Source organism: Burkholderia sp. Ap-955 (assembly GCF_011753045.1).
GTDB classification, from domain to species: domain Bacteria; phylum Pseudomonadota; class Gammaproteobacteria; order Burkholderiales; family Burkholderiaceae; genus Burkholderia; species Burkholderia lata_D.
Window position 1 is genome coordinate 14,111 of record NZ_VWWH01000072.1, and the last position, 23,662, is coordinate 37,772.

25 protein-coding genes are annotated in these 23,662 nt (G+C 67.1%); 19 read left to right on the plus strand and 6 right to left on the minus strand.

Annotation, left to right across the window (positions count from 1 at the left end):
- Positions 1–34: 34 nt before the first annotated feature.
- Positions 35–319, minus strand: coding sequence for a hypothetical protein (locus F3J15_RS28045; RefSeq protein WP_069250256.1), 285 nt, complete (start codon positions 317–319; stop codon positions 35–37).
- A 343-nt stretch (positions 320–662) separates the two neighbouring features.
- Between F3J15_RS28045 and F3J15_RS28050 the strand changes: the two genes are divergently transcribed.
- The gene (locus tag F3J15_RS28050) at positions 663–905 is read left to right on the plus strand and encodes a DUF6566 family protein (protein ID WP_166895270.1); all 243 of its coding nucleotides are present in this window, start codon (positions 663–665) and stop codon (positions 903–905) included.
- A 109-nt stretch (positions 906–1,014) separates the two neighbouring features.
- Here F3J15_RS28050 and F3J15_RS28055 read toward each other — a convergent pair whose 3' ends face one another.
- Positions 1,015–1,689, minus strand: a complete 675-nt coding sequence (locus F3J15_RS28055; protein WP_166895272.1) for an HAD family hydrolase — start codon at positions 1,687–1,689, stop codon at positions 1,015–1,017.
- Positions 1,690–1,908: 219 nt separating this feature from the next.
- On the opposite strand from F3J15_RS28055, the gene F3J15_RS28060 reads away from it, so the two are divergent.
- Positions 1,909–3,093 (plus strand): sugar transporter, encoded by a 1,185-nt coding sequence (locus tag F3J15_RS28060; protein ID WP_166895274.1) that lies wholly within the window; start codon positions 1,909–1,911, stop codon positions 3,091–3,093.
- A 58-nt stretch (positions 3,094–3,151) separates the two neighbouring features.
- On the opposite strand, the gene F3J15_RS28065 is transcribed toward F3J15_RS28060, so the two are convergent.
- On the minus strand, positions 3,152–3,928 hold the full coding sequence (locus F3J15_RS28065) for a glucose 1-dehydrogenase (RefSeq protein WP_166895276.1): 777 nt from the start codon (positions 3,926–3,928) through the stop codon (positions 3,152–3,154).
- Between the two features lie 184 nt (positions 3,929–4,112).
- Here F3J15_RS28065 and F3J15_RS28070 point away from each other — a divergent pair, with 184 nt between their 5' ends.
- The 15 genes from F3J15_RS28070 (at position 4,113) to F3J15_RS28140 (ending at position 20,089) form a co-directional block, all read left to right on the plus strand.
- On the plus strand, positions 4,113–5,015 hold the full coding sequence (locus tag F3J15_RS28070; RefSeq protein ID WP_166895278.1) for a LysR family transcriptional regulator: 903 nt from the start codon (positions 4,113–4,115) through the stop codon (positions 5,013–5,015).
- 235 nt (positions 5,016–5,250) lie between these two features.
- On the plus strand, positions 5,251–5,688 hold the full coding sequence (locus F3J15_RS28075; protein WP_166895280.1) for a hypothetical protein: 438 nt from the start codon (positions 5,251–5,253) through the stop codon (positions 5,686–5,688).
- Between the two features lie 305 nt (positions 5,689–5,993).
- Entirely contained in the window at positions 5,994–6,707 is a 714-nt protein-coding gene (locus F3J15_RS28080) for a helix-turn-helix transcriptional regulator (protein WP_166895282.1), read from the plus strand.
- Positions 6,708–6,809: 102 nt separating this feature from the next.
- Positions 6,810–8,288 carry an indoleacetamide hydrolase gene (iaaH, locus tag F3J15_RS28085; protein ID WP_166895284.1) on the plus strand — a complete coding sequence of 493 codons (1,479 nt, stop codon included), beginning with the start codon at positions 6,810–6,812 and terminating at the stop codon, positions 8,286–8,288.
- A 565-nt stretch (positions 8,289–8,853) separates the two neighbouring features.
- On the plus strand, positions 8,854–9,990 hold the full coding sequence (locus tag F3J15_RS28090; RefSeq protein ID WP_166895286.1) for a muconate/chloromuconate family cycloisomerase: 1,137 nt from the start codon (positions 8,854–8,856) through the stop codon (positions 9,988–9,990).
- Positions 9,991–10,042: 52 nt separating this feature from the next.
- Complete coding sequence (gene catA, locus F3J15_RS28095; protein WP_166895288.1) at positions 10,043–10,987, plus strand: catechol 1,2-dioxygenase; 945 nt, start codon at positions 10,043–10,045, stop codon at positions 10,985–10,987.
- A 114-nt stretch (positions 10,988–11,101) separates the two neighbouring features.
- On the plus strand, positions 11,102–12,460 hold the full coding sequence (locus F3J15_RS28100) for a Rieske 2Fe-2S domain-containing protein (protein WP_166895291.1): 1,359 nt from the start codon (positions 11,102–11,104) through the stop codon (positions 12,458–12,460).
- On the plus strand, positions 12,457–12,945 hold the full coding sequence (gene benB / locus F3J15_RS28105; RefSeq protein WP_166895293.1) for a benzoate 1,2-dioxygenase small subunit: 489 nt from the start codon (positions 12,457–12,459) through the stop codon (positions 12,943–12,945). The genes F3J15_RS28100 and benB overlap by 4 nt, the downstream gene beginning before the upstream one ends.
- Positions 12,946–12,990: 45 nt before the next feature.
- Positions 12,991–14,013: a benzoate 1,2-dioxygenase electron transfer component BenC gene (benC, locus tag F3J15_RS28110; protein WP_166895295.1), complete on the plus strand. Its 1,023-nt coding sequence runs from the start codon at positions 12,991–12,993 to the stop codon at positions 14,011–14,013.
- Between the two features lie 2 nt (positions 14,014–14,015).
- On the plus strand, positions 14,016–14,786 hold the full coding sequence (gene benD / locus F3J15_RS28115; protein ID WP_166895296.1) for a benzoate diol dehydrogenase BenD: 771 nt from the start codon (positions 14,016–14,018) through the stop codon (positions 14,784–14,786).
- Between the two features lie 99 nt (positions 14,787–14,885).
- On the plus strand, positions 14,886–15,284 hold the full coding sequence (locus F3J15_RS28120) for a RidA family protein (RefSeq protein ID WP_069249516.1): 399 nt from the start codon (positions 14,886–14,888) through the stop codon (positions 15,282–15,284).
- A gap of 115 nt (positions 15,285–15,399) precedes the next feature.
- Entirely contained in the window at positions 15,400–17,208 is a 1,809-nt protein-coding gene (gene kdpA, locus F3J15_RS28125; protein WP_166895299.1) for a potassium-transporting ATPase subunit KdpA, read from the plus strand.
- Positions 17,209–17,336: 128 nt separating this feature from the next.
- Complete coding sequence (locus tag F3J15_RS28130; RefSeq protein WP_166895301.1) at positions 17,337–18,149, plus strand: creatininase family protein; 813 nt, start codon at positions 17,337–17,339, stop codon at positions 18,147–18,149.
- A gap of 61 nt (positions 18,150–18,210) precedes the next feature.
- A complete protein-coding gene (locus F3J15_RS28135) occupies positions 18,211–19,386 on the plus strand; it encodes a YncE family protein (protein WP_166895303.1) in 1,176 nt (391 codons plus the stop codon).
- Between the two features lie 220 nt (positions 19,387–19,606).
- On the plus strand, positions 19,607–20,089 hold the full coding sequence (locus F3J15_RS28140; protein ID WP_166895305.1) for a DUF1641 domain-containing protein: 483 nt from the start codon (positions 19,607–19,609) through the stop codon (positions 20,087–20,089).
- Positions 20,090–20,099: 10 nt separating this feature from the next.
- On the opposite strand, the gene F3J15_RS28145 is transcribed toward F3J15_RS28140, so the two are convergent.
- Positions 20,100–20,810, minus strand: a complete 711-nt coding sequence (locus F3J15_RS28145) for a response regulator (RefSeq protein WP_166895311.1) — start codon at positions 20,808–20,810, stop codon at positions 20,100–20,102.
- 634 nt (positions 20,811–21,444) lie between these two features.
- Between F3J15_RS28145 and F3J15_RS28150 the strand changes: the two genes are divergently transcribed.
- Together F3J15_RS28150 and F3J15_RS28155 are read left to right on the plus strand one after the other, a co-directional pair.
- Entirely contained in the window at positions 21,445–21,810 is a 366-nt protein-coding gene (locus tag F3J15_RS28150; protein WP_240159166.1) for a hypothetical protein, read from the plus strand.
- 13 nt (positions 21,811–21,823) lie between these two features.
- On the plus strand, positions 21,824–22,084 hold the full coding sequence (locus tag F3J15_RS28155; protein WP_240159165.1) for a hypothetical protein: 261 nt from the start codon (positions 21,824–21,826) through the stop codon (positions 22,082–22,084).
- 66 nt (positions 22,085–22,150) lie between these two features.
- Here the strand turns inward: F3J15_RS28155 and F3J15_RS28160 are convergent, their stop codons facing one another.
- Complete coding sequence (locus F3J15_RS28160) at positions 22,151–22,690, minus strand: GNAT family N-acetyltransferase (protein ID WP_069249522.1); 540 nt, start codon at positions 22,688–22,690, stop codon at positions 22,151–22,153.
- A gap of 33 nt (positions 22,691–22,723) precedes the next feature.
- Positions 22,724–23,536 (minus strand): DeoR/GlpR family DNA-binding transcription regulator, encoded by an 813-nt coding sequence (locus F3J15_RS28165; protein WP_240159164.1) that lies wholly within the window; start codon positions 23,534–23,536, stop codon positions 22,724–22,726.
- Positions 23,537–23,662 lie beyond the last annotated feature (126 nt).

Consider the following 23,662-nt stretch of genomic DNA (forward strand, 5'->3'; position numbering starts at 1 on the left):
CTCTCGTCGGCGCGTGTCGCGCGGTCCGGCACGATCACCATACGTCGACGTCACGGTTGCTGTCGATCCGCTGCAGCAGCGCGTCGCATCGTTCGCGCAGCGCGTTCAGTTCCGGTGAATCGGCGTCGAGCCGCACACGTTCGCCGGTGTCGGGATCGCGGTTCGCGATCGCGATGTCGTAGATCCCTTGCGCGATCGTCGCGGACGCATCCGCGATCCTGACCCGCGTAAGCCATCCGCATTCGGCGTGACGGCACGCGAGCCACATACGCTCCACGTCGACCAGCTGACCGGTCGTGAGCCATGCACCGGACCGCATGCGCGCAGCCAGTTGGCTCGTCACGAGATAGGAGAGCAGATCGGTCGTTTGATTCACACGAGGCTCCTTGGCGAAGGGTCGGGACGTTCAATCCGCGAGCCGGGTCGCGGGAGCGGAGCCGGGGAAGGCATCGGTGCGCGGATCGTCGTCCGGTTGCAGGGGGAACCGCTTCGCGGGCTCGGGCCCGTGCCCGTGGCGGTTCGGTGCGCGAGCGGCGCGCAAGCCGCGTGCCCGCGGGCAGCTATCAGGCACGGCGCGTGCGTACGGGGCCGACGGGGCGCGCGGCGATCATGCGGCGCGTATTTTTTGCATCGCCATCGCAGATAGGTACAAGGAGGCCACCGTGCAAAATCAACAGGACGCACAAATTCGGGACCCGTATCGCGGGCACGAGATACATGTGTGGGCGCGGCGCAACGACAGCGGCGCGTGGCGCGACGAGGTGCAGGTGTATGTGGGCGGCAAGCGCATCGAGCTGGTCGTGCCGGCGGCCGATGGCCCCGACTGGATGACCAAGAACGAAGCGCTGCTCGCGGGTGTCGAGCGGGGTCGCTATCTGATCGACAAGCGCATTGACGACGATTGAGCGGCGCGGCGGCCACGTGCCGATACGACGGGGGTGCGGCCGGTGATCGTTCGCGACCTGACGAAACCGACGGCGACCCGGCGAAGGTGCCGTCGGCGAAGCAGGCGTTTCAGGGCCGCGCGGCAATCTCGTCGAGATGCCACAGCAGATCGGCCGGATCGTCGTACACGCGCAACGCGCCCGCGCGTTCGAGTTCGTCGCTGCCGTAACCGCCGGACAGCAGCCCGACGCCGAGCGAGCGGCAGCGGGCGGCGGCGAGCATGTCCCAGATGCTGTCGCCGACCACCACCGTATGCTCGATCGGCACGTTCAGCTTCGCCGCCGCGGTCAGGAACAGGTCGGGGTCCGGCTTCGCATACTTCACCTGGTCGCGCGTGACCACCACGTTCTTCGCCGGGTCGACGCCGAGCGCCTCGAGATTGATGGCGGCCGTTTCCATCCGCCCGCTGGTCGCGATCGCCCAGCGAATGCCGGCGTTCGTCAGCGCGGCGAGCAGTTCGCGCGCACCCGGCAGCGGCCGGACCTGCGCGCGCAGCCGCTGGTACGCGGCCGCATGGAGGCGCGCCAACCGCTCGACGCGCTCGGCGTCGAGGTCGCCCGACGTCTCGCGCAGCAGCTGATTCAGGAACAGGCCGCCGCTCATGCCGATCTTGCGGTGGATGCGCCACACCGACAATTCGATGCCTTCGGCATCGAGCGCTTCCTTCCACGCGAGTACGTGCTGGTAGACGCTGTCGACGAGCGTGCCGTCGAGATCGAACAGAAAAGACGTTTCAATGCGCATGTGATTCTCCTGGCTCGATGGGGCTCGAGCGAACGGGTCGTGAGAAGCCGGTCGGCACATTATCGGCGCACGGCGATGTCATGACCATGTCCCGCGGCCCATCGACGCCGCCCGGCCCCGCGCCGCGCCGCGTCATGTGCCGCTGGTACAATCGCGGCGATCGCCGGGCCGGGTTCTCCGCGCCGCGCGCCCCCAACCCTCGTCTCGCCGATTCCAGGTATGGCTACACCGGACGCCGTCAGTTCCAAGCACTCGTGGTGGGGTGTCCTGACCCTGGCACTCACCGCCTTCATCTTCAATACCACCGAATTCGTGCCCGTCGCGCTGCTCAGCGCGATCGGCGACAGCCTGCACATGCAGCCGACCGACGTCGGCCTGATGCTGACGATCTATGCGTGGGCCGTGGCCGTCGTGTCTTTGCCGCTGACGCTGGCCACGCGCCACGTCGAGCGCCGCACGCTGCTCACGTGGGCGTTGCTGGGGTTCATCGCGAGCCACGTCGTGACCGGTGTCGCGTGGAATTTCGCGGTGCTGATGATCGGCCGGCTGGGCATCGCGTGCGCACATGCGGTGTTCTGGTCGATTTCCGTGCCGCTGGCCGTGCGGCTCGCGCCGAGCGACCGGAAAAGCCGCGCGCTCAGCCTGCTGGCGATGGGCACGGCGATCGCGATGGTGGCCGGCATTCCGCTCGGGCGCGTGATCGGCGAGACGTTCGGCTGGCGCGTCACGTTCCTGATCATCGCCGGCGCGGCCGGCGTCGCGTTGCTGCTGCTGCGCGCGACGTTGCCGGTATCGCCGAGCGAGGGCGCCGGGTCGCTCGGCAGCATCGGCGTGTTCCTGCGCAAGCCCGCGCTGGTGGCGCTGTACGCGATCACCGTGCTGGTCGTGTCCGCGCACTTCACGTCGTACACGTACATCGAGCCCTTCGTCCAAAGCGTGAACCACGCGAGCAGCAGCCGGATTACCTATGTGCTGATCCTGTTCGGCGTCGCCGGCATACCGGCCGCGATCTGCTTCAACCGCATCTATCCGCACCGGCCGGACGACTTCCTGCTCGGGTCGATCGTCGCGCTGGCGGGATGCCTGCTGATCCTGTTCCCGTGCGCGCTGAACATCGTCACGCTGTCCGTGCATACGCTGGTCTGGGGCGGGGCGATCGTCTGCTTCGGGCTGGCGATGCAGGCATGGGTGCTGAAGCTGGCGCCGGAGGGAACCGACCTCGCGGTGTCGATCTTCTCCGGGCTGTACAACGTCGGGATCGGCGCGGGCGCGCTGATCGGCAACCATATCGCCAGCGACTTCGGGCTGCCGTGGGTCGGCACGTTCGGCGGCGTGGTCGGCGCGGTTGCGGTCGGGATCGCGTGGCTGGCGCTGCGGCTGCACGCGAGGCAGGCGGCGGCGTAGCCGACGCCGGGTGGCGGCGTGCGGCGCACGCGGCCACGGCCCGGCCTTGCCTTGCCCGTCATGCCACCGAGTAACCGCCGTCGGCCACGAGCGCATGCCCTGACACATAGCTGGAGTCGTCCGACGCGAGGAACGCGACGATCGTCGCCATCTCCTCGGCGGAGCCCCAGCGTCCTGCCGGCGTCGATGCGGCAAACGCCTGTTGCGCCTCTTCCGACGGCCAGATGCCGCGATGATGGAACGGCGTCTCGATCAGCCCCGGGCACAGTGCGTTCACGCGCACGCCGCGTTTGAACCATTCGATCGAAGCGGTCTTCGTCATCCCGATCACCGCGTGCTTGCTCGCGATATAGACCGACGCATTCTCGAAGCCGATCAGCCCGCCCATCGATGCGTTGTTGATGATGCTGCCCGAACCCTGCCGCAGCATGATTTGAGCGGCGTACTTCATCGAGTTGAACACGCCTCGCACGTTCGGTTCGAACACCCTGTCGAACCGCTCGGCATCCTGCTCGAGCAGCGGCGCGAACACGCCTTCCGTGCCGGCATTGTTGAACGCGATGTCGAGGCGTCCGTAGGCCGCCACCGTGAAATCGAACAGCTTGCGCAGATCGTCTTCGTTCGCGACGTCCGCGACGAAGGCCCGGGCTGCGCCGCCGGCGGTCACGATGGCGTCGACCAGTTGATCGAGTTCGGGCTTGCGCCGCGCGGAGACGACGACCTTGGCGCCGCGACGCGCGAGTTCGATCGCGGACGCGCGGCCGATGCCGGAGCTGGCGCCCGTCACCAGGGCGATGCGGCCGTCGAGTGGGGCCGGTTTCGTGCTTGCGTTCATGATGAGATTCTCCAGAGTGAGGGATGAAAGCGGCGCATGTGGCTGAGTTGAATCGGTTGCGATGCACGCTTGATGGGCATTGTGGTCGCTCGCGCGTCGTAAAAAAATGGAACAATGGCGCATTCAGAATTCCCGTTTCGGGAATGAAAAGCGCTGCCGCATGCGCGTGCCACGAGGGTTCTCCATGCTCAACCGACTCGACATCCTGAAGATCTTTTCCGCGGCCGCCGCGGCGCCCACGTTCCGCGAGGCGGCGGCGCGCCTCGGCGTGTCGCCGCAGGTCGTGACGCGCGCGGTGCGCGAACTGGAGGAGATGCTCGGCGAAACGCTGTTTCACCGGACGACGCGGAGCATCCGGATCACCGCGTTCGGGCAAGCGTTCGCGCGCGACGCGCAGACGGCGCTGGCTGCCATCGACGGGCTGTTCGGGCCCGCGACGGGCCAGGCCGACGAGCCGGTGGGCGTCGTCCGGATCACGGCGCCGTCGGGCATGGGGCGTCACTACGTCCAGCCGATCCTGAGCGATCTCATGCAGCGGTATCCGGGGCTCGTGCCCGACCTGAGGCTGTCGGACGTGCCGTCGCCGGTGGTCGACGAGCAGATCGACATCGGCGTGCGCGTCGGGGCGATCGGCGACAACCGTTTCGTCGCTCGCATGGTCGGGCCGTTGCCGATGTGGATCGTCGGCGCGCCGTCGCTGATCCGGCGGCTGGGTGAGCCCAGGAACCGCAAGGAACTCGAATCGATGCCGGTCACGTGCCTGATCGATCGCGCGAGCGGCCGCGCGTGGCCGTGGATGTTTCGGGGGGAGCACCAGTTCGTCCCGTCGTCGCCGGCGTATCTGACCGACGATACCGAGGTGGAGATCGAGGCTGTATGTGCGGGGGTGGGGCTGGGGCAGTGCTCGGAATACCTCGTCCGGCCGTACGTCGACAACGGGCGCCTCGTGCGGCTGCTGCCCGGCCTCGACCCCGAGCCGTGGAAGCTGCACGTCTATCGGCCGCGGCGCGGGCCGATGCCCCGGCGCATCCGGGTCGTGTACGACGAACTGGTGGCGAAGCTCGCGGACGCGACGTGGCGAGGGTAGGCGGTGCGGCCCGGCCGCGGGCCGCGTTGGCGCGAGGCGGTGTCGACCACCGCTCGACGGCGTCGGCGCACCTGCGAAACAGTCACATGCGAGTAACGTGCGTCGCGCGCGGCCATCCGGCCTGGCGTGGTCGCGCCATTCGCCGCCAGGCACGCGGCAAGCCGACATATTGCGGCATCATCATGGATGCCGACGCACCGGCACTCGGTGCCCGATATTCGACAGGAGACCGTGCATGCCGATACCCCGGATTGAAACCCGCGACGCGATGGGCGACCCCGATGTGGTCTATCTCAACCCGGATCACGTGCTGTGGATGTCGCAGCCGACCGCTGCGCAGCGGCGGCCGGGCGGCACGGCCATTCGCGTGGACGACCGCGTGAAGGGCGGTTCGTTGCTGATGGCCGACAATCCGCCGGCCGCTCGACTGCTGCAGGATCTCGGGCCGTTCGTGACGGTGACGCTGGCGAACGCGTCGTCCGACTATCCGGACGGTCTCGTGCATGTGCGTGCGCAGGCGATCGTCAAGGTCGCGACGGACGACCACGACAAGCCGCTCGCCGAGCGCACGCTCGGCTGGGTCCACGTCCAGGACGGCTCCGCGTTCAAGATCAGGGATTACGCCGGCGTGGCCGCGCAATGGCAGGCGTCGGTGGCGGCGGTCGGCCGCTGAGCGGGGCTCCACTTGGCGCCATGACGCGGCGGCTCGGCGTGCCGCAGTGGGCCGGCCGTGGTTCGCCTCGGGAAAATGGCCGTTTTGCCTCGTGCTCCCTGGCGAACCGCTCAGGTGCCGGCGGGCCGCGCGAACCATGAGCCCGCTCGGCGCCGTAGTCGATATGCGATACGCAGTACGTCGATCAGCCGGGTAACATGGCGCATCGCGACGCACCCATGCCCGTTCGGGCCTTCGCCGCGAAAGCGCCCGTCGCAGCGCTCGATGCAGGTGTTCTCCACCGGCTTGCCGAGGAACCGTCCGTCATGAACCTTTCCGTGTCCGATATCACGCCGGCGGAACTCCGGCTGTTCGGCGACATCGTCGCCCGCCTGGAAGAGCTGGGGCCGGCCGTCGACGTGAGGACGGTCGTGCTGCCCGCGATCACGCAGCTGCTCCGCGCCGATTTCGCCGCGTCGTTCGATTGCGACGAACACACCGGGCTGTGGCGCAACGGGTTTTCGTACAACGTCGATCCGTTGCAGATCGCCCGCTACGAAGCGTGGTTCCAGCATATCGATCCGGTCACGTCGCCCCTGCGCGCGCGCCGCGTGGCGACCTGCGTCCACGAGGTGGTGAGCCGGCGCGAGCTGGAGCAGACCGAGTTCTACAACGATTTCCTGTGCCGCGACGGCATGCACCACGGCATCAACGTCTATGCGTTCGACGGCGCGACCCATGTGGGCGACCTGCGCATCTGGCGGGCGCAAGGGCGGCCCGATTTCACCGAGCGCGACAAGCTGCTGCTGAACGGCATCGAGCCGTTTTTCCGGCGCGCGCTGCTGCGGCGACGCCATGCGTGCGCGGGGCTGACCGAGCGCGAGAGCGACGTCGCGCGGCTGGTTGCCGCCGGCTATACCGACAAGGACGTCGCGCGCACGCTCGGCATCGGGGTGCCGACGGTCCGCACGCATCTGCGGCGCGTGATGGCGAAGAAGGGCGTCGCCAACCGCGCGAGCCTCGCGGCCGTACTGGCGTAACGGGTCGCGCGGCCGACGGCCGGGGTCATCCATTGTGATGATGGCCGTCAAAATCGGCGCGCCCTACCTTGTGACGATCACCCGTTACGAGGAACGACGACGATGCCCACCCTGGGAACCCTGACGCTCACCGAAGCCCGGAACGCGCTCCTGCGCCGTGAGTTTTCCTGTGTCGAATACGCGTACGCAACGATCGAGCGGCACGCACGCTGGCGCTACCTGAACGGTTTTACGTGCGTCGACGATGCGCGGCTGCTCGCCGAAGCGGCCCGCTGCGACTGCGACCTCGCGACGTCGTCCACCCCGCACGCACTGCTGGGCCTGCCGATCGCGATCAAGGACAACATCGACACCGCGTGCCTGCCGACCGGCAACGGCACGCTGGCACTGCACAACCGCGTGCCGCCGCAGCATGCGCCGGTCGTCGCGCGGCTGCTGGCGCAAGGGGCGCTGATCGCGGGCAAGGCCAACCTGCACGAACTGGCGCTCGGTGTGTCCGGCAACAACCGCGTGACGGGCGCGGTACGCAATCCCTATGACTTCAACCGGATTCCGGGCGGCAGCAGCAGCGGCTCGGGCGCGCTGGTCGGTGCGGGCGTGGTGCCCGCCGCGCTCGGGACGGACACCGGCGGCTCGGTCCGGATTCCGGCGGCGCTGTGCGGCGCCGTCGGTCTTCGCCCGACCGTGGGGCGCTACCCGTCGGCCGGCGTGGCGCCGATTTCGCGCACGCGCGACACCGTCGGCCCGATCGCGCGGTCGGTCGAGGACATCGCGCTGCTCGACGCGATCCTGTCCGGCGCCGGCACCGGTGCGCCGACGGCGCTGCCGGCCCGTAGCGCGACGCGCCCCGTGCGCCTGGCGGTCCCGCGCACGACGTTCTGGCGCGGCCTCGCACAGGATGTCGAAAGGGTGGCCAATGCCGCGGTGGCGAAGCTGGAGCAGGCGGGATTCGAGTGCGTCGACATCGACCTGAACGACTATCCGGGGTTCTTCGACGACGAGCCGGCCGTCATCGCGATGTACGAATTCCGGTCGTCGATGCACGCCTATCTGGTCGAGAACGGCTACGACCTGTCGGTCGACGACATCGTCGCGAACGTGGGGAGCCCGGACGTCGCGAAGATCGCCCGCCATATCACCGGCCCCGACGGTATCGGCGAAGCGGCGTACCGCACCGCGCTCGACCGGCGTACCCAGTCGCGTGCCGCGTATCGGCAGTGCCTCGCCGACAGCGGGGCCGATGCGCTGGTGTTTCCGACCACGATCGCGACCGCGTGCCCGATCCCGGCGGGCGACACGATGATGCTCAACGGCGAAACGGCGTCTGTGTTCGCGACCTACATTCGGAATACCGAGCCGGGCAGCAATGCCGGCGTACCGGGCATGACCGTCCCGGCCGGCCTGACGGCGGCCGGGCTGCCGGTCGGCCTCGCACTGGACGGGGCGGCCGGCACCGATCGCGAACTCATCGCGGTCGCGCTGGAGGTCGAGCGGGTGCTCGGTCGGCTGCCGGCGCCGGACGATGGGTATGGGGTGGAGGGCAGGGTGGGCGGTTATCCGGGTGTCGATGGCGAAGCGTGACACGGTGCCGCCGCGCCCCGGGGCGGTGTGGCGGTTGAATTGCCGGAGCCGGTGACGCTCGCCACGAAGCCGGCCAGCATGCGCGTGACGCGGATTGCCCTGACGACGAGCCCTCCGCGTGCCCGATCTGACGCGCAAGCATCGCTGCCGGAAAGCCCGCCGGCACCACAGCGTCTTGAGCCGACAACCGGTCGAAGAAACGCACGCGAATCCGGCCGCCAACCGCGCATACCGAGAAACTCGCGCACGAGCCCGCAGGGCGAGGCATCAGGAAAACCCTGACAGCGGCCCGCCAAGGCCGCTTTTTTGCGTCGTCGCGCGCGTGGCGACCGATGCCATTCCCGTCTCCGGCCGTCCGTATCCCGGGTGACCGCTCCCCTCGATCCAGCGCGGCTTCCCGGCCGTATTGCCTGTCATCGAGGGTATGGTAACCAGCGATATCCCGCGAATATTCCCGAATTTCAATACCTGTCAGGTATTGAAATGGCCGCCTAAAAGTATTGGACGCTCGATTCGGCCGAGACGTATAAATCGCCTCAAGAACTTCACCCCCACGGCGAGCCCCATGTCCTCCGTCACCATCGAACGCATCGAAACCCGCCTCGTCGACCTGCCGACGATCCGCCCGCACAAGCTGTCGGTGGCCACGATGCACGGCCAGACACTGATGCTCGTGAAGGTGTTCTGCAGCGACGGCGTGACGGGCCTCGGCGAAGGCACGACGATCGCCGGCATGGCGTACGGCCCGGAAAGCCCCGAGGCGATGAAGCTCGCGATCGACACGTATCTCGCGCCGGCGATCATCGGCAAGGACGCGACGCGCATCCAGACGCTGACGGCGTTCGTCGGCAAGCTCGCGAAGGTCAATCACTTCGCGAAGAGCGCGCTCGAAACCGCGCTGCTCGACGCGCACGGCAAGCGGCTCGGCGTGCCGGTGAGCGAACTGCTCGGCGGCCGCCGCCGTGACCGCCTGCCGGTCGCGTGGACGCTCGCATCGGGCGACACGGCCACCGACATCGCCGAAGCCGAGCGGATGCTCGACCAGCGCCGCCACAACGTATTCAAGCTGAAGATCGGCGCAAAGTCGCCCGACACGGATATCCGCCACGTGGCCGAGATCAAGAAGGCCGTCGGCGATCGCGCGTCGGTGCGTGTCGACGTGAACATGGCGTGGAGCGAAACGCAGGCGGCCCGCGCGATTCCGGCGCTGGCCGATGCGGGCTGCGAGCTGGTCGAGCAGCCGGTGGCCTCGGCCGCCGCGCTGGCGCGCCTGATGCGCCGCTTCCCGATCGCGCTGATGGCCGATGAAATCCTGCAGGGCCCCGACAGCGCATTCGACATCGCGAAGCATCACGGCGCGGACGTGTTCGCGATCAAGATCGAACAGAGCGGCGGCCTGTTCGCCGCGCAGCGCGTCGCCGCGATTGCGGATGCGGCCGGCATCGAGCTGTACGGCGGCACGATGCTCGAAGGCGCGTTCAGCACGGTGGCGTCCGCGCACCTGTTCGCGAGTGTCGCGAACCTGCAGTGGGGCACCGAACTGTTCGGGCCGCTGCTGATCACCGAAGAGATCCTGACGCAGCCGCTCGATTACAGCGACTTCGAACTGACCGTGCCGGACGGCCCTGGCCTCGGCATCGAACTCGACGAGGACAAGGTCAGGCGTTTCACCCGCGACGGGCTGACGAAAGTCGCGCGATAACCCGGGCCAGGCAAAGGCCGTCATTCCCCCCAATACACGTGGAGACACCATCATGAGCGTCAAAGTTTTCGAGTCCCGGGAAGTGCAGGATCTGCTGAAGGCCGCGTCGAACGTGGGCGCGAACGGCACGAAGGGCGGCAACGCGCGCACGCAGCAGGTCGTGCTGCGGCTGCTCGGCGACCTGTTCAAGGCGATCGACGATCTCGACATCACGCCCGACGAAGTGTGGGCCGGCGTCAACTACCTGAACAAGCTCGGCCAGGATGGCGAAGCGGCGCTGCTCGCGGCCGGCCTCGGCCTCGAGAAGTATCTCGACATCCGGATGGATGCCGCGGACAAGGCGGTCGGCATCGACGGCGGCACGCCGCGCACGATCGAAGGGCCGCTCTATGTGGCCGGCGCACCGGTGCGCGACGGCGTGTCGAAGATCGACCTCGACGCGGACGACGGCGCGGGCCCGCTCGTGATCCACGGCACCGTGACGGGCCTCGATGGCAAGCCGATCGCGGGCGCGCTGGTCGAATGCTGGCACGCGAATTCGCACGGCTTCTATTCGCACTTCGACCCGACCGGCAAGCAGAGCGATTTCAACCTGCGCGGCGCGGTGAGGACGGGCGCGGACGGCAAATACGAATTCCGCACGCTGATGCCGGTCGGCTACGGCTGCCCGCCGCAGGGCGCGACTCAGCAGCTGCTGAACGGCCTCGGCCGTCACGGCAACCGCCCGGCGCACGTGCACTTCTTCGTCGACAGCCACGACCACCGCAAGCTGACGACGCAGTTCAACATCGACGGCGACCCGCTGATCTGGGATGACTTCGCGTATGCGACGCGCGAGGAGCTGATCCCGCCCGTGGTCGACAAGACCGGCGGCACGGCGCTCGGCTTGAAGGCCGATGCGTACCAGGACATCGAGTTCAACTTCGTGCTGACGCCGCTGGTACAGGGCAAGGACAACCAGATCGTCCACCGCCCGCGCGCAGCCGCGACGGCGTAACCGCCCGCCGGCGCGGCGCCGAAGCGCCGCCGCCGGCCGGGTTCCCGCGAGATTCAACCGATTACCGATGCGAGCGTGCTTGCAGGACGCGGCACGCGCATGGGAGGAGCCAACATGTCCGCCACGATCGACCAAGCCACCGACCTGGATCACCTGCTCGCCACCGCCGTGCAGGACGACAAGGAGGCCGGCGTATTCCGCTGCCGCCGCGACATCTTCACGAACGCCGAGCTGTACGAACTGGAGATGAAGCACATCTTCGAGAGCAACTGGGTGTACCTGGCGCACGAAAGCCAGATCCCCGACAACAACGACTACTACACGACGTGGATCGGCCGCCAGCCGATCGTGATCACGCGCGACAAGACCGGCGAGCTGCACGCGGTGATCAATGCCTGTGCGCACAAGGGCGCGATGCTGTGCCGCCGCAAGCATGGCAACAAGGGCAGCTTCACGTGCCCGTTCCACGGCTGGACCTTCTCGAACACCGGCAAGCTGCTGAAGGTGAAGGACGAGAAGACGACCGAGTATCCGGTGCAGTTCAACACGAACGGCTCGCACGACCTGAAGAAGGTCGCACGCTTCGCGAACTATCGCGGCTTCCTGTTCGGCAGCCTCAGCGCCGACGTGCTGCCGCTCGAGGAGTATCTCGGCGAAGCGCGCGTGATCATCGACCAGATCGTCGACCAGGCGCCGAACGGGCTCGAAGTGCTGCGCGGCAACTCGTCCTACATCTACGAAGGCAACTGGAAGATGCAGATGGAGAACGGCTGCGACGGCTACCACGTCAGCACCGTGCACTGGAACTATGCGGCGACGATGGGCCGCCGCAAGGAAGACGGCACCAAGGCCGTCGATGCGAACAGCTGGAGCAAGTCGGTCGCGGGCGTGTACGGCTTCGACAACGGCCACATCCTGCTGTGGACGCAGACGATGAACCCGGAAGTGCGGCCGGTGTACCAGCACCGTGAAGAGATCAAGGCGCGCGTCGGCGACGTGCAGGCCGACTTCATCGTCAACCAGACCCGCAACCTGTGCGTGTACCCGAACGTGTTCCTGATGGACCAGTTCAGCACGCAGATCCGCGTGGTGCGGCCGCTCGGCGTCGACAAGACCGAAGTCACGATCTTCTGCTTCGCGCCGAAGGGCGAGAGCGAGACCGATCGCACGATCCGGATCCGCCAGTACGAGGATTTCTTCAACGTGACGGGCATGGGCACGGCCGACGACCTCGAAGAGTTCCGCGCATGCCAGGCCGGTTACGCGGGCATCACGGCGATGTGGAACGACCTGTCGCGCGGTGCACCGCTGTGGGTCGACGGGCCCGACGAGAACGCGAAGAAGATGGGGCTGAACCCGCGCATTTCCGGCGAGCGCAGCGAGGACGAAGGGCTGTTCGTGTGCCAGCACGAACACTGGGTGCACGTGATGCGCGATGCGCTGAAGAAGGAGCGCGGGGAGGTGGCAGCATGAGCTTCGATTACCGGATCATTTGCGCGGCGCTGTATCGCGAAGCGCGCCTGCTCGACGATCGCCAGTGGGATGAGTGGCTGACCTGCTACACGGAGGACGTCACGTACTGGATGCCCGCATGGGACGACGACGATCGGCCGACCGACGATCACCAGCGCCAGATCTCGCTGATGTACTACCCGGACCGCGGCGGCCTCGAGGATCGCGTGTTCCGGATCAAGACCGAGCGCAGCGGCGCATCGACGCCCGAGCCGCGCACCAGCCACAACGTGACGAACGTCGAGGTGCTGGCCGAACGCGACGACGAGGTGGACGTGCGCTACAACTTTCACACGCTGAACCACCGCTACCGCGTGACCGATCACTTCTTCGGCACGATGTTCGTCACGTTGCGCCAGGTGGGCGAGGAACTGCTGATCTCGTACAAGAAAATCGTGCTGAAGAACGACTACATCCGGCAGGTGCTCGACGTCTATCACGTCTGACGCCCGTTGTTTCGTCATGAAAGACAAGGAAGTGGAGGCGACGCCATGTCCAGCTACAAGATTGCACTGAACTTCGAGGACGGGGTAACCCGCTTCATCGACTGCAAGGCCGGCGAGAAGGTTCTCGACGCGGCCTTCCGCGCGAAGATCAACCTGCCGATGGATTGCTCCGACGGCGTGTGCGGCACCTGCAAGTGCCGCGCCGAAAGCGGCAGCTACGATCTCGGCGACGATTACATCGACGACGCGCTCACCGAAGACGAAAAGGACGGCGGCCTCGTGCTGACCTGCCAGATGGTGCCGCAAGGCGATTGCGTGATCGCGGTGCCGACGTCGTCGGTCGCGTGCAAGACGGGCCAGAGCGGGTTCTCCGCCACGGTGACGAAGGTCGAGCAGCACAACGATGCGGCCGTCGTGCTCGAACTCGACGTCGGCGCGGCCGCGCCCGTGTTCCTGCCGGGCCAGTACGTGAACATCGACGTGCCCGCGAGCGGGCAGCACCGGTCCTACTCGTTCTCGTCGGCGCCGGCCGATGCGAAGGTCAGCTTCCTGATCAAGAAGATCCCCGGCGGCGTGATGAGCACGTGGCTCGAATCGGCGCAGCCCGGCGACACGCTGGAACTGCACGGGCCGCTCGGCAGCTTCTACCTGCGCGACGTGCAGCGGCCGCTGCTGTTCCTCGCGGGCGGCACCGGGCTTGCGCCGTTCCTGTCGATGCTCGAGGTGCTCGCACGCACCGGGTCGCAGCAGAAGATGCATCTGATCTACGGCGTGACGCGCGATCTCGACCTCGTGCTGGTCGACGCGATCGAAGCCTATGCGGCGAAACTGCCGAACTTCAGCTTCGCGACGGTCATCGCGGATGCGGCGTCGAGCCATCCGCGCAAGGGCTGGGTCACGCAGCACATCCCGGCCGATGCGCTGAACGACGGCGACGTTGACGTGTATCTGTGCGGTCCGCCGCCGATGGTCGACGCGGTGCGCCAGTATTTCGACGACGAAGGCGTGAAGCCGAACAGCTTCCACTACGAGAAGTTCACCCCCAACGTCACGGCAAAGGCGGCGTGATCATGCAACGATTCTCTGGCAAGGTCATCGTCGTCACGGGCGCCGCGCAGGGCATCGGCCGCGGCGTCGCGCTGCGCGCGGCGGCCGAAGGCGGCAGGGTGCTGTTCGTCGATCGCGCGGATTTCGTCGCCGAGGTCGCGGCCGAAGCGACCGGTGGCGAGACGGCCGGCTTCGTCGCCGATCTCGAAACGTACGACGGTGCGCATGCGGCGATCGCGCACGCCGCGCAGACGTTCGGCGGCATCGACATCCTGATCAACGGCGTCGGCGGCGCGATTCGCATGCGCCCGTTCGCCGAATTCGAACCCGCGCAGATCGATGCGGAAATCCGCCGCTCGCTGATGCCGACGCTTTATACCTGCCACGCGGTGCTGCCGCACCTGCTCGCGCGCGGCGGCGGCACGATCGTCAACATCTCGTCGAACGCGACGCGCGGCATCCGCCGCGTGCCGTACTCGGCGGCGAAAGGCGGCGTCAATGCGCTGACGGCGGCGCTCGCGATGGAGTACGCCGAGTACAACATCCGGGTCGTGGCCACCGCGCCGGGCGGCACCACCGCGCCGCCGCGCCGCGTGCCGCGCAATGCCGCCGGCGACAGCGAGCAGGAACAGGCATGGATGGGCGAGGCCGTGCACCAGGTGACGGAGTCGACGTTCTTCAAGCGCTACGGCAGCCTCGACGAGCAGATCGCGCCGATCCTGTTCCTCGCGTCCGACGAGGCGAGCTACATCACCGGCACGGTGCTGCCGGTCGCGGGCGGCGATACGGGTTGAGCGGCGTGTCGTGACGCTGCTCGAACGTGTTCAACGAGTTTCAACGTATTCATCGACAACCCACCGGCCGGCGCGAAGCCGCCAGCCACGGAGACCCCCATGCGTGATCGCAAAGCCATCGTTCCGGCGGGAATGGAAGCGGTGTACGAGAAGATCGGCTACGCGCCCGGTCTGAAGATCGGCGATACGCTGTACGTATCCGGCCAGATCGGCCGCGATGCGGCAATGCAGCTCGTCGAAGGCCGTGAAGCGCAGATCGTGCAGGCGTTCGAGAATTTGAAGCAGGTGCTGGAGGCGGCAGGTGCATCGTTCAACGACGTGGTCGACCTGACGACCTTCCATACCGACATGCGCGACCTGCCGTTGTTCATGCAGGTGCGCGACCGCTATCTCGCTGCGCACCCGAAGCCGGCTTGGACGGCGGTCGGTGCGCACATGCTGGGCGGCGCGCCCGGCTATATCGTCGAGATCAAGGCGGTGGCCGTGTTGCCGGCGTGATTCGCGTTGACGGGATGTTTACGCGATGTGCCGCAGTCTATGCATCGATTTGACTTTTCACGAGCTGAAATAGGGTGAGAGACTCTTCGATACACAGTGGCTGCGGGAGGAAAGGATGGTTGCAAGTGCCGGCTTTCAGGTCGGACTGTTTCTGGTCGTACTGATTGCGCTCGTCAAGCCGCTCGGGCTCTACATGGCGCGCGTGGCCGACGGCGAGGTGCCGTTGCTGGCATCGATCGGGCGACCCGTCGAGCGCTGGATCTACCGTGCCGCCGGCGTCGATCCGACGGTCGAAATGAGCTGGAAGACCTACGCGGTCGCGCTTCTGCTGTTCAGTGCCGTCGGCACGCTCTTCCTGTATGTGCTGCAGCGCGTGCAACCGTGGTTGCCGCTCAATCCGCAGGGGCTGCCGGCCGTGGCCCCGGATTCCGCGTTCAATACGGCGGTGAGTTTCGCGACGAACACCAGCTGGCAAGGCTACGCGGGCGAAACGACGTTGAGCTACCTGAGCCAGATGCTCGGCATCACGGTGCAGAGCTTCCTCTCCGCGGCCAGCGGCATGGCCGTGATGTTCGCGCTGATGCGGGGCATTGCGCGGCGCGGCGCAGCGACGGTCGGCAACCTGTGGGTCGACCTCACGCGCGCGACGCTCTATGTCCTGTTGCCGTTGTCCGCCGTGTTCGCGATCGCCTTCATGGCGCAGGGCGTCATCCAGAATTTCACCGCCTACCGCGACGTGGAAACGGTGCAGGCCGTGACGTGGCAGCAACCGGCACTGGACGCGCAGGGCCAGCCGATGCACGACGCCGCCGGCAACGTCGTGCAGCAATCGATGCGCTCGCAACGACAGCGCCTGCCGCTCGGCCCCGTGGCGTCGCAGGAATCGATCAAGCTGCTGAGCGGCGACGGCGGCGGCTTCTTCAACGCGAATTCCGCGCATCCGTACGAAAACCCCACGCCGTTGACCAATTTCCTGCAGATGATCGCGATCCTGCTGATTCCGGCCGCGCTGTGCTACACGTTCGGTGTCGCCGTTGGCGACCGGCGGCAGGGATGGGCGCTGCTTGCCGCGATGACCGTGATGTTCGTCGCCGCGGCGATGGTCACGATTCGTGCGGAGCAGCAGGGCTTCGGGCCCCTCGCCGCTTCGCACGACGGGGCCACGGCCCTGTCGATCGAGCGCGGCGGTAACCATGAAGGCAAGGAAACGCGCTTCGGCGTCGTGTCGTCGGCGCTCTACGCGACCGTGACGACCAGCGGCGGCGACGGCGCGGTCAACGCGATGCACGATTCGTTCACGCCGGTGGGCGGTCTCGTCCCGATGGTACTGATGCAGACGGGCGAAGTCGTGTTCGGCGGGCCGGGCTCCGGCCTCTTCAGCATGATCGTCATCGCGATCCTGGCGGTATTCATCTCCGGGCTGATGATCGGCCGCGCGCCGGAATATCTCGGCAAGAAGATCGATGCGTACGAGATGAAGATGGTGGCCATCGCGATTCTCGCGACGCCGCTGCTGGTGCTGGTCGGCACCGCGATTTCCGTCGTCACGCCGGCCGGGATCGCCGGGATCGGCAACCCGGGCCCGCACGGGTTCAGTGAAATCCTGTATGCATTTTCCTCGGCCGCCAACAACAACGGCAGCGCGTTTGCGGGTCTGTCGGCCAACACGCCGTACTACAACGGGATGCTGGCGATCGCCATGTGGTTCGGCCGCTTCGCGGTGATCGTTCCGGTACTGGCGATCGCGGGGTCGCTCGCGGGCAAGCGGCGGCGCGCGGCGGGAGCCGGTACGCTGCCGACGCACGGCGCGCTCTTTGTCGGGCTGCTGATCGGGACGGTGCTCATGATCGCGTCGATCACGTACCTGCCGGCGCTTGCATTGGGGCCGATCGTCGAACAGCTGGGCGCGGTGGCTGGCCGTTAGCGGGAAGAACCGCTTTCTTGCAACCTTCCGCATGAATCGTTGCGCCGCGGTCAGCGACAAATCGGGCGAGTTCGTTTATGGTGCGAGGGAACGCCGCGTCATCTCTTTCCTTCCGCCGGGAATCCGCGATGAAATGCCTGCCACGCGCCATCTTCGCCGCCCTCGCTGTCACCGTCGCGCAAGCCGCGCTCGCCCAGGCGGCGGGCACGGTGCAACTCGAGGACATGACCTGGACCGAGCTGCGCGACAGCATCCGCGCCGGCAAGACCACCCTCCTGATTCCGATCGGCGGGACCGAGCAAAGCGGGCCGTACGTCGCGCTCGGCAAGCACAACGCGCGGGTCAGGGTACTGTCCGAGCGGATCGCGGAAGGCCTCGGCAACGCGATCGTCGCGCCCATCATCGCCTATGTGCCCGAGGGCGGCTATGCGCCGCCGACGTCGCACATGCGCTTCCCGGGCACGATCACCGTGCCCGACGACGTCTTCGAAAAGACCCTCGAATCCGCGGCCAACAGCTTCCGCGTCCATGGCTTCACGAACATCGTGTTCCTCGGCGACCACGGCGGCTACCAGAACGACATCAAGCAATCCGTCGCCCGGCTCAACAAGTCGTGGGCCGGCACGGGGGCGCGTGCGTTCGTGCCGGCCGCGTATTACGGCACCAGCTCCGACGGTTATGACCAGATCCTGCGCGAGCACGGCGTGCCGGCCGCGGATATCGGCACGCATGCGGGGCTGGCCGACACGGCGCTGCTGCTGGCGGTCGAGCCGCGCATGGTCAGGGTCGACAAGCTGCGCAACGCCGCGAAGCCCGGCGCCGGCGACGGCGTCTACGGCGGCGATCCGCGTCATGCGAGTGTCGAACTGGGCCGGCTGGGCACCGACGCCATCGTGTCGCGCACCGTCGACGCGATCAGAAAGGAAATCGCCGGCCGCTGACACAGCCGCGCCATCGCGCTACCTTGGTCGTCGTTCCCTTCAATCGAACCGGGACATCGTCATGCAACAGCGCTTTCGCCGTCACCTCCGCTTCTCACGTCCCGCGATCGTCATCGTGGCGGCGCTGGCCTTTGGCGCCCGCGGTGCGATCGCGGCGGCCGCCGTCGCGGCCGTACCCGGCATGCCGCCCGTCGTCCATCCCGACAACCTGTACAGCGAGGCGCAGGCCGGCCGCATGAGCGCGGCGGTAGCGGGCGCGTTGCCACGCATCTACGTGCCGAACCTGAGATCGAACGACGTCTACGTGATCGACCCGGCCACGGACAAGGTCGTCGACAGGTTCGCGGTCGGCCGCAGTCCGCAGCACGTCGTGCCGGCGTGGGACCTGCAGACGCTGTGGATCGCGAACAATGCGGAAGGGGGAACCGACGGCAGCCTGACGCCGGTCGACCCGAAGACGGGCAAGCCCGGCCAGGCCGTGAGCGTCGACGATCCGTACAACATGTATTTCACGCCCGACGGCAAGGACGCGATCGTGGTGGCCGAAGCGCATGCGCGGCTCGACTTCCGCGACCCGAAAACGATGGCGCTGAAATCGAGCCTCGATGTGCCGCAATGCACGGGCATCAACCATGCCGACTTTTCGATCGACGGCCGCTACGCGCTCTTCACGTGCGAGTTCGGCGGCAAGCTGGCCAAGATCGATTTCGTGAACCGCCAGGTGGTCGGCTATCTCGAGCTCGACCGGAAAGGGATGCCGCAGGACATCCGCGTGGCGCCCGATGGCAAGGTGTTCTATGTCGCCGACATGATGGCGGACGGGGTCTACGTCATCGATGGCGACGCCTTCACGAAGATCGGCTTCATCCCGACCGGCGTCGGGACGCACGGCCTGTACCCGAGCCGCGACGGCACGAAGCTCTATATCGCGAATCGCGGCTCCAATCGTGTCCATGGGCTGCGTCACGGCAAGGGCAGCGTATCGGTGCTCGATTTCGCGACGCGCAAGGTGGTCGCAACCTGGCCGATTCCTGGCGGCGGCAGCCCCGACATGGGCAACGTCAGCGCGGACGGCAACACGCTGTGGCTGTCGGGCCGCTTCGATGACGTCGTCTACGCGATCGACACCACGAGCGGCGCGGTCCGGGCGATTCCCGTCGGCATGGAGCCGCACGGCCTGACGGTGTGGCCGCAGCCGGGCCGCTATTCGCTGGGCCATACGGGAAACATGCGGTAGGGCGGCGGTCGGTCAGCGCGTACCGGCACGGCCGCTCGACACGCGGGCCGCATGGCTCGCCGATGAAACCCGCGCACGCAATCGCCGCGGCGCAAACGGCGCGCGGTGGGCGCACGCGCCCGGCCTGCCGCCGGGCAGGCGGTGTCAGACGAACGAGACGCAACCGGCGCGCGTGGCCGCCATCGCGGCGGCCACGTGGCGTCCCAACCGGAGAAAGCCGATGACCGAACGTCAGTCCCCCGATACGACGCCTCCGCACTCGGAGCCCAGCGCGCACGACGCGCTCGAACATTTGCTCGGCAGCCTGCACCGGCATGGATTCCTGCATTTGGCGACCGAGGTCGTCAGCGCGAACGCGCGGCTGGCCGACACGTTCGTCGATGCGCTCGACAAGCCGGGCATGCAGAGCGGCATGCAGAATCTCGCGGTACTGTTGATGGCGCTGTCGCGCATTCCGCCCGAACAGTTCGGCAAGGCTGTGTTCGCGGCCGCCGACGCGCTGCACCACGTTGGCGCGTGGCGGCCGGAGCAGCACGAGCATGTCGCACCCGGCGTGCGCGGCGTGTACCGGCTGCTGCACGACGAAGCGCTGTGGGACGCGCTGACGCCGTTGCTGGAAGGGTTGAAGGTGTTCGCGCAAGGGCTTGCGCGTGACCCGGAGACGCCCGTTACCGCGCTCGGCGGGAAGACGACGGGCACCTGAGCGCAGCGCGTCAGTCCCATGCGTGCTTGCTGAACTGATAGCCCTTGCTGCGGATCGTCTTGATGCGCTTCGGCTCCGTCAGGTCATCACGCAGCTTGCGGCGCAGCTTCGAAATGCGGCCGTCGATCGAGCGGTCGAAGCCGTCGAACTCGATGCCGCGTAGCAGCAGCGTCAGGTCTTTGCGGCTGACCACCTCGCCGGCACGGCAGACGAGCGCCCACAGCAGGTCGAACTCGGTCGACGTCAGGCGGGGGGCGCTACCGTCGGGAAGACGAACCTTGCGATCGGCCCGGTCGATCGAAAACTTGCCGAACTCGAAACGATGAGGCGATGCCGGCCCGACATCGTCCGGGCGCATGCGCACCCGTCGCAGGTGGGCCTTGATCCGTGCGAGCAGGATGCGCGGCTCGATCGGCTTGTGGAGAAAGTCGTCCGCGCCGAATTCCAGGCCGAGCAACTCGTCGAACTGTTCGTCGCGGGCCGTCATCATGATGACGATGCCGTCGTACTGCATGCGTGCCTGGCGACAAATCTCGAAGCCGTCCTTGCCCGGCAGGTTGATGTCGAGCAGCACCAGGTCGGGGTGACGCGCGACGATCGTGGCGACGGCGTCGGTGCCGTCGAACAGGCGGTCCACCTCGTACTGATGCGTGCGCAGATAGTCTGCGATCAGTGCGGACAAGTGGACGTCGTCTTCGACGAGCAGGATTCGGATGGGCATCGCTAAACGAGGGGATGAAACGGGAAAGGGGCGAGCGCTCACGCCCGGTCCGAACATGGGGTAGCTGAAGAGACGCGCATGATACTTCGACACATTCCGGTGGAATGTGGCGAAATCTGCATCGCTCGGCCGCCCCGTCCGCACGCGAATCACCACGCCCAGGCAGCCAGGCAAATGGGCGAAGGCGTGGAATCGTGTCGTCGCGGAACGGGGCGATGTTGGGGCGACAAGGTCAGGCGAGGTATCCGTTTCGTGGCCGGGAGGGACGGCGGGCGCGGTGTCGTGCGCGCGAAAACGTTTGCGGAAAAACGGCGCGTGGAACGCACGCCCGCCCGGGCCGCAATCCGGTAAAGATTGCTCGACATATCATTACAAAATATTACGAAACGGGCAACGGACAGTTCCTTACAATCGTGGCGACTCGGTGGCGAGCATGACGCACACCGGCTTCCGGCTGGCCGCCGAAGGGAATGCAAATGCGAAGGCGGTGACCGACAGCGTGCAAATGCTCACCCGGTGCGTCCGCTCGGCGCGGCACTGCCGGTGCTCGACGCGTGCGAATCGATGTCGACGTCACCCCCGCCTTCCAGGCGGCAAACGTGTGGCCGGTACGATGTTCTGATAGGAATGCGAAATGACACCGCTTCAAATCATCCGGAGTCTCGATTCACTCACGAACGCGATCGAAGTCGCGGTCGCCCACGCCGACTGGAGCGAGGCCGTCCGGGCAGCAGAAACACGTTCGGCGTTCCTGATGGCGCTGTCACCCGATCAACCCGACGAGGTTCACACGGCGATCGCGAGAATGCGGGAGATCGATATCCGGATCTCGATCACCGCACGGGAAACGCTGGAGGCACTCGTCTCGGAAGGCCGGAACGCGTTGCACGCAACCCGGCTGGCGACACAGCCGCCGTCGTCCGGGGAGGCGGTCACGGCCGCCCGATCTCCTTCGTGGTGCTCATCCATTTCACGGCGCATCGCGCCGCACATGCATTGACACGGACAAGTCCTTGAACGTACCGGTCAGGTTTCAACATTTCGGTGGCGGTATGCGATTTCGAAAACGCATCAATTATGTCGATGCAACACGGTGGTTCGCTGATGGCGACCATGATCGGGTGGAAACCCGTGAAGGCGGACGAGCGATCGCCACACCGGAAGGCTGGCGTTCGGTCAAGTCGGGTGACTGGATCTTGCGCGATGATTGCGGCAACTGCTGGCCGATGGACCACGGGCTCTTTACGAGCCTGTATGAACCGGACGGGGAGTGAGCGGCGAGGGCGCGCCGGCACCGTCTGCCGAAACGGCCCGCCCACGTCACCCGTACGCCGGCGAGCCTATCGGCTCGCGCGCGAAAACAGCAACGAATCGGTGTCGTTGAACCGGATCTGCACCGGCTCCCCATAACCCGCCTTTTCCGCGACGCGGATCGACGCGACGTTGGTCGGCGCGATCAGGCACACGCTGCGCTCGAACCGGTGTTGCCCGTCGAGCCATGCCAGCGCGGCCGCGAGCGCCTCGGTCGCGTAACCCTTGCCGTGCGCCCACGTCGCAAGGGCCCAGCCGGCTTCCGGCACGTCGCGAATCGACGGCTCGATGAGCCGGTGGAAATCGGCGAAGCCGAGATCGCCGACATAGCGGCCCGACGCCTTCTCGCGAATCGCCCAGTAGCCATAGCCGAGCAGCGGCCACAGCCCGCGATACGCGAGCATGCGCATCCACGAGTCGCGCGGCGCGGACGGCGCGCCGTTGAAGATGTGTTCGACGACCTTCGGCTCGGCCCACATCGTGGCGAGCGCTTCGAAGTCCCCCAGCGGATGGCCCTCGAGGATGAGACGCGGTGTGTCGAGAACGGGCGGGGAGGAGATGGGTGGCATCGGGGTGGTCGAAAAAGGGGGGAGGCCGGGCGGCTAGACCGTCAGCACGTCGATGCCGCGCTGACGCAGGTCGTCGACCACGGCAGCATCGGCGCCCGTATCGGTGATCAGCATGTCGAGCTGCTCGACGCTCGCGATCACGGAGAGGTTGCGCTTCATCAGCTTCGACGAATCGGCAACCGCGATGACCTGGCGCGAGATCTTCAGCATCTGCGCGTTCAGCTGCGCTTCGAGCAGGTGCGGCGTCATCAGGCCGATCTCGGGATCGAGGCTGTCGACGCCGAGAAACAGCCGGTCCGCATACAGCCCCTGCAGCGCGACGACGGCCTGCGGCCCCGACAGCGAATAGGAGTTCGGCCGAAGCTGCCCGCCGGGCATGATCAGGTTGATGTGCGGCGCAGCCGCGAGCAGCACGGCCACGTTCAGCGCATTCGTGATCACGTTCAGCGACTGCAGCTTCATCGTGACGATCTGCTTCGCGATTTCCTCGGTCGTGCTGCCCGAGTCGAGCAGGATCGTCTCGCCGTCGCCGATCAGCGCGGCGGCGGCCATCGCGATCCGCACCTTCTCCGCGTGACGGAGCTTCTGCTTGACCGCGATCGGCACCTCGTCGCTTTCGCGCAGCACGAGCGCGCCGCCGTGCGTGCGCAGCACCGCGCCGGCGGCCGCGAGCGCGTTCAGGTCGCTGCGCACCGTGACGAGCGAAATGCCGAACCGCTCGGCCAGCTCCTCGACGGTGACTTTCTCCCGTTCGCGCACCAGCTCGCAGATCAGGCGGCGGCGTTCCTCGACGAGCAACGGCGCGTGATCGACGGCAGGCGACGGAGGCACTCTGTGAGCGGACATGTCCATTTCGGCAAGACAGGGAGCCGAAATGATATCAAAACCCCTGCCCGGGCTGGAGCGCGCGCAGCGCCAGCGGATCGAGCGGCCGGCCCGCCAGCCGGGCCGCGTGGACGGCCGCGCCGACAT

Coding starts and splice junctions, on each gene's coding strand:
- F3J15_RS28045 (WP_069250256.1), bottom strand. CDS start 319: ATGCGGTCCGGTGCATGGCTCACGACCGGTCAGCTGGTCGACGTGGAG.
- F3J15_RS28150 (WP_240159166.1), top strand. CDS start 21,445: ATGACACCGCTTCAAATCATCCGGAGTCTCGATTCACTCACGAACGCG.
- F3J15_RS28060 (WP_166895274.1), top strand. CDS start 1,909: ATGGCTACACCGGACGCCGTCAGTTCCAAGCACTCGTGGTGGGGTGTC.
- F3J15_RS28070 (WP_166895278.1), top strand. CDS start 4,113: ATGCTCAACCGACTCGACATCCTGAAGATCTTTTCCGCGGCCGCCGCG.
- F3J15_RS28135 (WP_166895303.1), top strand. CDS start 18,211: ATGCAACAGCGCTTTCGCCGTCACCTCCGCTTCTCACGTCCCGCGATC.
- F3J15_RS28140 (WP_166895305.1), top strand. CDS start 19,607: ATGACCGAACGTCAGTCCCCCGATACGACGCCTCCGCACTCGGAGCCC.
- catA (WP_166895288.1), top strand. CDS start 10,043: ATGAGCGTCAAAGTTTTCGAGTCCCGGGAAGTGCAGGATCTGCTGAAG.
- benC (WP_166895295.1), top strand. CDS start 12,991: ATGTCCAGCTACAAGATTGCACTGAACTTCGAGGACGGGGTAACCCGC.
- F3J15_RS28160 (WP_069249522.1), bottom strand. CDS start 22,690: ATGCCACCCATCTCCTCCCCGCCCGTTCTCGACACACCGCGTCTCATC.
- F3J15_RS28075 (WP_166895280.1), top strand. CDS start 5,251: ATGCCGATACCCCGGATTGAAACCCGCGACGCGATGGGCGACCCCGAT.
- F3J15_RS28090 (WP_166895286.1), top strand. CDS start 8,854: ATGTCCTCCGTCACCATCGAACGCATCGAAACCCGCCTCGTCGACCTG.
- iaaH (WP_166895284.1), top strand. CDS start 6,810: ATGCCCACCCTGGGAACCCTGACGCTCACCGAAGCCCGGAACGCGCTC.
- F3J15_RS28065 (WP_166895276.1), bottom strand. CDS start 3,928: ATGAACGCAAGCACGAAACCGGCCCCACTCGACGGCCGCATCGCCCTG.
- F3J15_RS28130 (WP_166895301.1), top strand. CDS start 17,337: ATGAAATGCCTGCCACGCGCCATCTTCGCCGCCCTCGCTGTCACCGTC.
- F3J15_RS28080 (WP_166895282.1), top strand. CDS start 5,994: ATGAACCTTTCCGTGTCCGATATCACGCCGGCGGAACTCCGGCTGTTC.
- kdpA (WP_166895299.1), top strand. CDS start 15,400: ATGGTTGCAAGTGCCGGCTTTCAGGTCGGACTGTTTCTGGTCGTACTG.
- F3J15_RS28120 (WP_069249516.1), top strand. CDS start 14,886: ATGCGTGATCGCAAAGCCATCGTTCCGGCGGGAATGGAAGCGGTGTAC.
- F3J15_RS28100 (WP_166895291.1), top strand. CDS start 11,102: ATGTCCGCCACGATCGACCAAGCCACCGACCTGGATCACCTGCTCGCC.
- F3J15_RS28165 (WP_240159164.1), bottom strand. CDS start 23,536: ATGTCCGCTCACAGAGTGCCTCCGTCGCCTGCCGTCGATCACGCGCCG.
- benD (WP_166895296.1), top strand. CDS start 14,016: ATGCAACGATTCTCTGGCAAGGTCATCGTCGTCACGGGCGCCGCGCAG.
- F3J15_RS28055 (WP_166895272.1), bottom strand. CDS start 1,689: ATGCGCATTGAAACGTCTTTTCTGTTCGATCTCGACGGCACGCTCGTC.
- F3J15_RS28145 (WP_166895311.1), bottom strand. CDS start 20,810: ATGCCCATCCGAATCCTGCTCGTCGAAGACGACGTCCACTTGTCCGCA.
- benB (WP_166895293.1), top strand. CDS start 12,457: ATGAGCTTCGATTACCGGATCATTTGCGCGGCGCTGTATCGCGAAGCG.